This window comes from Actibacterium sp., assembly GCF_055134745.1.
This window is the reverse complement of the sequence record NZ_JBSRVX010000027.1, coordinates 20,723-27,111: the sequence shown is the minus strand read 5'-3', so window position 1 is coordinate 27,111 and position 6,389 is coordinate 20,723. Positions and strand designations below refer to the sequence as shown.

Sequence of the window (6,389 nt, the reverse complement as noted above, 5' to 3'; positions counted from 1 at the left end):
TGCGACCGGACAACATCCGTTGCCATGCACGGGGCTGTTTCATCATTTCCTCGGTATTGTCGCCACACTGACCTGCCATGTGTCGCCCGCATTGTCGAGACGGGCTGGCAATGCTATGTCCCGCCCAACGCAAGCACAGTCAGGAGACCACGCCCGATGGCGCAGGATTACATTGTAAAAGACATTTCTCTGGCCGCCTATGGCCGCAAGGAACTGGATATTGCCGAAACCGAAATGCCCGGCCTGATGGCATTGCGCGAAGAATTTGGCGCGGCCAAGCCGCTGAAAGGCGCGCGGGTCGCCGGATCGCTGCATATGACGATTCAAACCGCGGTGCTGATCGAGACCCTGACAGCCCTTGGCGCGGATGTGCGCTGGGCGTCTTGCAACATCTTTTCGACCCAGGACCATGCAGCGGCGGCCATCGCGGCGGCGGGCATTCCGGTTTTCGCCATCAAGGGCGAAACGCTTGAAGAATACTGGGATTATGCCGACAAGATTTTCGATTTCCCCGAAGGCGGGGCGAACATGATCCTGGACGATGGCGGCGATGCCACGCTGTATATCCTGATGGGCGCGCGCGTCGAAGAGGGCGAAACCGACCTGATCGCCAATCCGCAAAGCGAAGAGGAAGAATACCTGTTCGCCCAGATCCGCAAGCGGATGGCGGCAACGCCCGGTTGGTTCGTCAAACAGCGCCACATGATCAAGGGCGTGACCGAGGAAACCACCACAGGCGTGCACCGCCTGTATCAGATGATGGAAAAGGGCCACCTGCCCTTCCCGGCAATCAATGTGAATGACTCTGTCACCAAGTCGAAATTCGACAATAAATATGGCTGCAAGGAAAGCCTGGTCGACGGCATCCGCCGCGCCACCGATACGATGATGGCCGGCAAGGTCGCCGTTGTCTGCGGCTATGGCGATGTCGGCAAAGGTTCCGCCGCCAGCCTGCGCGGCGCCGGTGCCCGTGTGAAAGTGACCGAGATCGACCCGATCTGCGCGCTTCAGGCCGCAATGGACGGGTTCGAGGTGACGACGCTGGAAGACGTTGTGGAGAGCGCCGACATTTTCGTGACCACAACCGGCAACAAGGACGTGATCCGCATCGAGCATCTGCGCGCGATGAAGGATAGGGCGATCGTCGGCAATATCGGCCATGTCGACAATGAAATTCAGGTCGCTGCCCTGAAAAACCACAAATGGACCAATATCAAGGATCAGGTAGACATGATCGAGATGCCCTCGGGCGCCCGTATCATCCTGCTGTCCGAAGGCCGTCTGCTGAACCTTGGCAATGCCACGGGCCATCCGTCCTTTGTGATGTCGGCCAGCTTTACCAATCAGGTTCTTGCCCAGATCGAATTGTGGACCAAGGGCGATGAATACGGCAACCAGGTCTATATCCTGCCCAAACATCTGGATGAGAAGGTCGCCCGCCTGCATCTGAAAAAGATCGGTGTGAAACTGACCGAACTGCGCCCCGAGCAGGCCGCCTATATCGGTGTGTCCAAGGACGGGCCGTTCAAGCCGGAACACTATCGGTATTGACCCGCACCATGTCACGAAACGCTCGTCACCGCGCGATGAATGCACGGTGACGGGCGCCGCCCATAGTTTTGCTTGCCAAAAAAACCTTTGTTTGTGCTGCAATCGTCAGTAACCTGCGCCGCGTTGGCCCTAGGATCTGGGGTCAAGCGTGACGATGAGTATTAAAACGGTGGGAGAGACCGAAAATGGGCAAAAGAGAAGACCTTATCGCGCTATATGCGGATGATCTGCGCAAGAAATGCGGGATCGAGCCGGATATGGCCCTGCTGACCAAAGTCACGATTGGCTGTGGTCCGGCAATTTACAACGCGGATGCCTCGACCGTGGCAGGGTCGCAATCGGCCGAGCTGGAAACCGTCAAGAACAATTTCCTGATCAAGAAGCTTGGTCTGACCGACGGCCCGCAATTGATGGAAGCCATCAATTCGGTGATCGAAACCTATGGCAAGTCCGAGCGTAACAAATACCGTGCTGTGGTTTATTACATGTTGACCAAGCATTTCGGCAAAGAAAAGATCTACGCCTGAATTCACCCGATCTTGAAATCGCCCGCCATTCATCCGGTGGGCGATTTCCGTTCTGGTTAACCGAGTATGAAGGCAAGTTATTGATTTGAAGTAATTTATATCTTGAATGGGTTTGACGCAAAGACGCGCAAGGCATAGAGTCAACTCACTGGCCAGGACGGCCGGAACCGAATTTTTTCACGTGTGGTGCAATGGGAGCACGTGGGGTGAAGGAGGGTTCCGCGCTGTCGGGACCCTCCTGTTTTTCAGAACAACCCCAGAACCAGCCCGATGATCGCACAGCCGAAAATGGCGTAACCGCCGTCGATCAACGTCAGAATGCGCGGCCGCATGGCATAGCCGTAATTCATCGCCACCCATGGCGCGATAAGGAACAACCCAACCCCCAGGCCAGCCACAAGCCCGCCGCCGGGCGTTGTGATTCCGGCCATCATGAACATGTGCCGCATCATCCCGGCAACCAGGATCATACAGATCGCGGCAATCACAAACGGAATTGGGCTGCCGCCACCCTGAGGTTTGCCATTGGCGTCAGTTGGAATTCCCGCAGCCTTGATCCAGAGTTTAGACAGGCTCATATACCAGGCCGCACCAATGGCGAACCCGGCCAGGGCCGCGACAAGAACCGCGATGATCTGCATTTGCCATTCCTCATTTGCGCTGCGCAAACAAAGTATGCCGCAGAAATCAGGCTCTGACTAAGCTTTTATGCCGCCCAATTCGCAGATCACCGCCCATTCGGCATCCGATACCGGTTGCACCGACAGGCGTGAATTATTGACCAGAACCATATCCTTCAGGCGCGGGTCGGCTTTGCACATGTCCAGCGTTACGGGGCGTGCCAGTGGCATCACCGCCTTGATATCCACGCATTCCCAGCGCGGATCGTCGGTACTGCTGTCGGAATGCGCCGGGGCAATGACGCTGACCACGCCGACAATCGCCTTTTCCTTTTGCGACAGGTAAAAGAACCCGCGATCACCGACCTGCATCGCGCGCATGTTGTTGCGCGCCTGATAGTTGCGCACGCCGTCCCATTCCTGACCGGCCTCACCGCGCGCAACCTGCTGGTCCCAGCTCCAGGTTTCAGCCTCGGATTTGAACAGCCAATATGCCATCAGCCCAGCACCTTGTTCCACTGCATCACGCTGACATTGTTGAACAACCCGGCCTTGCCATAGGGATCACGCCGCGCCCAGTCCATCGCGGCCTCGGCGTCTTTGACATCAAGTATCAAAAGCGATCCGCACATCTGCCCGGATTCGTTCAGAAACGGGCCAGCCTGCACGACAACGCCGCTGTCCTTGATATGCGCCAGATGCGCATCGCGAGTGTTCAGTCTGACCTGAAGATGATCAGGCTTGTCATAGCAGATCACGGCATAAAGCGGCATTCATTCCTCCTTCAGGGGTCGCGCCAACAGGGCCTCGGTCGCATCGGCGACACTGTAAGTGCCGCCAACAACGGCGGCAACCATCGTGGTGACCGGCATGTCGATGCCGCGGTCCTTCGCGATGGTGGCAACGGCGGTCGCAGTCGTGGCGCCTTCCACGGTAATGGCCGTATCAAAGTCCTTGCCCTGGCCCAAGGCGCGACCATACCGGAAGTTCCGTGATTGATCCGAGGTGCAGGTCAGCACCAGGTCGCCAAGCCCGGACAGGCCGGAAAGCGTCTCTGTTTCAGCGCCAAACGCCTGGGCCAGCCTTACCATTTCGGCAAAACCGCGCGTCATGAGGGCGGCCCGCGCGCTGTCACCCAGGCCAGCCCCGACGACAATACCGCTGGCAATCGCGATCACGTTCTTCAGGGCGCCGCCCAGCTCGGCCCCGATCGTATCCGTGCTTTGATACAGTCGCAGGGCCGGCGTAGACAGCAGCTTCTGCAGCGCCTTGCCAGTCGCGCTGTCCCGGCAGGCAAGCGTCAGCGCCGTCGGCAGCCCGCGCGCGATATCGGTGGCAAAGCTGGGCCCGGTCAGAATGGCCGGGGTCGACTCTGGACAACGCGACAGGATCAGCCCGGTAGGCCCCAGACCGCTGCGCAGATCAATGCCCTTGCAACAGGCCACCAGCGGCGCACCGTTCAGCGTCAGGTGATGCTCGGCCAGAAATCCGGCCAGGGTCTGCATTGGCATTGCCAGCAAGATGGCGTCTGCACCGACCAGATCGGCAAAGATGCCGGTCGGTGTGATGGCTTCGGGCAATCGGACGCCGGGCAGGCGCGTCACGTTTTCATGCCGTTCGCGCATGTGCAGGGCATGCGCGGGGTCGCGGGCCCACAAGGTAACCTGATGGCCGGCCCGCGCCAGGGCAATGGCCAAGCCGGTTCCGAATGCGCCTGCCCCTGCAATGGCAATACGTGTCATGCCTTGGCCCCTTTCTTTCCGGAACCCAACAATGCGGGCGCCGTTTGGTCAAGCGGCCAGCGTGGCCGGGCAATCAGGCTGCTGCCGTCATACTGCCCGCTGCGAAACAGTTCGATGCCCGCCCAGGCGATCATGGCGGCATTATCGGTGCAAAGCGACAGCGGCGGTGCAACAAAGGCAATGGCCTGTTCGGTGCAAAGTGTCTCTAACCCGGCACGAATGGCGCGGTTTGCGGCCACGCCGCCCGCGATGGCGAATGCCGGCCTGTCTGGCGCAAGGCTGGCATATTCGATCAGCGCGCGCCGGGTTTTTTCCACCAGAACGTCACAGATCGCGGCCTGAAAACCGGCACAAAGGTCGGCACGATCCTGTTGGGTTATGCCGCCCTGATCGTGAATCAGCATATCGCGTGTCCGCAGCAATGCGGTTTTCAGGCCCGAAAACGACATATCGCAGCCCGGACGGTTCAGCAGGGGCCGCGGAAAGGCGAATCGCTGCGCATCGCCTTGACCGGCGCAGACCTCTACCGCCGGACCGCCGGGCTGATCGAGCCCCAACAGGCGGGCGGTTTTGTCAAATGCCTCGCCCGGGGCATCGTCAATCGTTCCGCCCAGGCGGTTATAGTCTTGCGCACCATGAACGATCAGAAACTGGCAATGCCCCCCCGAGACCAACAACATCAGATAGGGAAAGGTCAGCCCATCCGTCAGCCGCGGCGTCAGCGCATGCCCCGCCAGATGGTTGACGCCGATCAGCGGCAGCCCGGCCCCGGCCGCGATTCCCCTGGCGCACATCACACCCGACAGAACGCCCCCGATCAGCCCCGGCCCCGCCGTAACGGCAATGGCGTCGATCTGCGACAGGGTCAGCCCGGCCTGTGACAGGGCCTGTTCCACGCAAATATCCAGCTTTTCTGCATGGGCGCGGGCGGCAATTTCCGGAACGACGCCGCCAAAATCGGAATGAAGCGCGGCCTGCCCTTCGACCACCGAAGACAATATCTGCGCACCAGCGCCAGGAACATCGCGCACCACAGCGGCCGCAGTGTCATCACAGCTGCTTTCCAGGCCAAGGATCGTCAGGGTTTGCATTGCGCGGCTCATGACCGGCAGGTAACACCGGGGAAGGGTTCGCACAATCCCGACAGGTTTTCATGGCACCATCAAGACCGATCCTTCTTGTCACTCGACCCGGTCGTCAGGGCGACCGCTTTGTGCAGGATTGCGCACAGCGATTCGGCGAAATGGTCGACATCGTTCATGCGCCGATCATGCAGATCGTGCCCCGGCAGACCGATATCGCGCTGGACGGCGTTACAGGGTTGGTCTTTTCGTCGCAAAGCGCAGTGGACTGGTTCGCGGCAAATTCCGACCTGCGACATATTCCCGCCTATTGCGTAGGGCCGCGTGTAACTGCTGCGGCCAGTGCTCTGGGCCTGCGCACCCGGCAAGCTGGGGCCGATGCGCAGGGGCTGATCGCGGCGCTGATATCACGCCCACCGGGCGGGCACCTGATGCATTTACGTGGTGATCATGCTCGGGGAGATATTGCCGAACTGCTGACGGCGGCGGGTCAACCCTGTAGCGAGGCAGTGGTATATGACCAGATTGCGCTGGAATTGGGTCGATCTGCTCTGGTTGCGTTGGGCGGCGCATCGCCCGTAATTCTGCCTTTGTTTTCACCACGCAGCGCCAGACTGTTGTCACGCCAGATCCCCAGCGCCACTGCCCCGCTGGGCCTGGTTCCGATCAGCGCCGCCGTCGCCGAGGCCTGGACAGGCGCGCCGCCTGTCATCGTGCGGCAGGCAAGCCGGCCCGACGCCGACGCTGTTTTGAGTGCGCTGGATGACATCATCCAGAGTTTTCTTCGGGTTGAGGGCGGGGGGCGACCGGGCTAAGATTTGATCAACACACCGCAGTAGCGATGGCGGCTTTATCAAAAGGGGTGAC

The 6,389-nt window shown here is 60.0% G+C and carries 8 protein-coding genes; 3 read left to right on the top strand and 5 right to left on the bottom strand.

What is annotated here, in order from left to right:
* The first annotated feature begins 156 nt into the window (after positions 1 to 156).
* Complete coding sequence (gene ahcY, locus ACTCHC_RS06315; protein WP_463021631.1) at positions 157 to 1,551, top strand: adenosylhomocysteinase; 1,395 nt, start codon at positions 157 to 159, stop codon at positions 1,549 to 1,551.
* Between the two features lie 185 nt (positions 1,552 to 1,736).
* Positions 1,737 to 2,078, top strand: a complete 342-nt coding sequence (locus ACTCHC_RS06310) for a DUF2853 family protein (RefSeq protein WP_463021630.1) — start codon at positions 1,737 to 1,739, stop codon at positions 2,076 to 2,078.
* Positions 2,079 to 2,323: 245 nt separating this feature from the next.
* Here ACTCHC_RS06310 and ACTCHC_RS06305 read toward each other — a convergent pair whose 3' ends face one another.
* From ACTCHC_RS06305 to tsaD, 5 genes are read right to left on the bottom strand one after another with little or no spacing between them, the layout of a single operon-like run.
* Positions 2,324 to 2,719 (bottom strand): DUF1761 domain-containing protein, encoded by a 396-nt coding sequence (locus ACTCHC_RS06305; RefSeq protein WP_463021629.1) that lies wholly within the window; start codon positions 2,717 to 2,719, stop codon positions 2,324 to 2,326.
* A gap of 57 nt (positions 2,720 to 2,776) precedes the next feature.
* Positions 2,777 to 3,196, bottom strand: coding sequence for an EVE domain-containing protein (locus tag ACTCHC_RS06300; protein ID WP_463021628.1), 420 nt, complete (start codon positions 3,194 to 3,196; stop codon positions 2,777 to 2,779).
* Positions 3,196 to 3,471 carry a YciI family protein gene (locus ACTCHC_RS06295; protein ID WP_463021627.1) on the bottom strand — a complete coding sequence of 92 codons (276 nt, stop codon included), beginning with the start codon at positions 3,469 to 3,471 and terminating at the stop codon, positions 3,196 to 3,198. Before ACTCHC_RS06295 ends, ACTCHC_RS06300 begins: the two co-directional genes overlap by 1 nt.
* Positions 3,472 to 4,440 carry an NAD(P)H-dependent glycerol-3-phosphate dehydrogenase gene (locus tag ACTCHC_RS06290; protein ID WP_463021626.1) on the bottom strand — a complete coding sequence of 323 codons (969 nt, stop codon included), beginning with the start codon at positions 4,438 to 4,440 and terminating at the stop codon, positions 3,472 to 3,474.
* Positions 4,437 to 5,531, bottom strand: a complete 1,095-nt coding sequence (gene tsaD, locus ACTCHC_RS06285; protein ID WP_463021625.1) for a tRNA (adenosine(37)-N6)-threonylcarbamoyltransferase complex transferase subunit TsaD — start codon at positions 5,529 to 5,531, stop codon at positions 4,437 to 4,439. Before tsaD ends, ACTCHC_RS06290 begins: the two co-directional genes overlap by 4 nt.
* A 62-nt stretch (positions 5,532 to 5,593) precedes the next feature.
* Between tsaD and ACTCHC_RS06280 the strand changes: the two genes are divergently transcribed.
* Positions 5,594 to 6,337: a uroporphyrinogen-III synthase gene (locus tag ACTCHC_RS06280; RefSeq protein ID WP_463021624.1), complete on the top strand. Its 744-nt coding sequence runs from the start codon at positions 5,594 to 5,596 to the stop codon at positions 6,335 to 6,337.
* The last annotated feature ends 52 nt before the right edge of the window (positions 6,338 to 6,389 follow it).

What these genes read in the sequence shown, in the direction of transcription:
- ahcY (WP_463021631.1), top strand. Translation starts at nt 157, where the DNA reads ATGGCGCAGGATTACATTGTAAAAGACATTTCTCTGGCCGCCTATGGC.
- ACTCHC_RS06310 (WP_463021630.1), top strand. Translation starts at nt 1,737, where the DNA reads ATGGGCAAAAGAGAAGACCTTATCGCGCTATATGCGGATGATCTGCGC.
- ACTCHC_RS06305 (WP_463021629.1), bottom strand. Translation starts at nt 2,719, where the DNA reads ATGCAGATCATCGCGGTTCTTGTCGCGGCCCTGGCCGGGTTCGCCATT.
- ACTCHC_RS06300 (WP_463021628.1), bottom strand. Translation starts at nt 3,196, where the DNA reads ATGGCATATTGGCTGTTCAAATCCGAGGCTGAAACCTGGAGCTGGGAC.
- ACTCHC_RS06295 (WP_463021627.1), bottom strand. Translation starts at nt 3,471, where the DNA reads ATGCCGCTTTATGCCGTGATCTGCTATGACAAGCCTGATCATCTTCAG.
- ACTCHC_RS06290 (WP_463021626.1), bottom strand. Translation starts at nt 4,440, where the DNA reads ATGACACGTATTGCCATTGCAGGGGCAGGCGCATTCGGAACCGGCTTG.
- tsaD (WP_463021625.1), bottom strand. Translation starts at nt 5,531, where the DNA reads ATGCAAACCCTGACGATCCTTGGCCTGGAAAGCAGCTGTGATGACACT.
- ACTCHC_RS06280 (WP_463021624.1), top strand. Translation starts at nt 5,594, where the DNA reads ATGGCACCATCAAGACCGATCCTTCTTGTCACTCGACCCGGTCGTCAG.